Consider the following 207-nt stretch of genomic DNA (forward strand, 5'->3'; position numbering starts at 1 on the left):
ACGGCACCCAGACCTACGATATAACGATAAGCGTCGATGCGGCGAACAGTGACAATGCCTTTGATCTTTTGGCTGACCAAACGGTATCCGTAGACAATGCAGACGACGATGTGGCCGGGTTCACCATCGTTGAGGAGGGGGGTGTTACCGTCACTTCTGAGACGGGAACCACTGACACCTTCACGGTGGTTCTGGACACTCAGCCAG

At 54.6% G+C, this 207-nt stretch carries 1 protein-coding gene; it reads left to right on the top strand.

What is annotated here, in order from left to right:
* Window positions 1-207: hypothetical protein (locus EO130_RS15510; protein ID WP_164732948.1), on the top strand; the 207-nt coding region annotated here is incomplete at both ends.

The sequence above is a fragment of the Flagellimonas marinaquae genome (genome assembly GCF_003992675.1).
GTDB classification, from domain to species: Bacteria; Bacteroidota; Bacteroidia; order Flavobacteriales; family Flavobacteriaceae; genus Flagellimonas; species Flagellimonas marinaquae.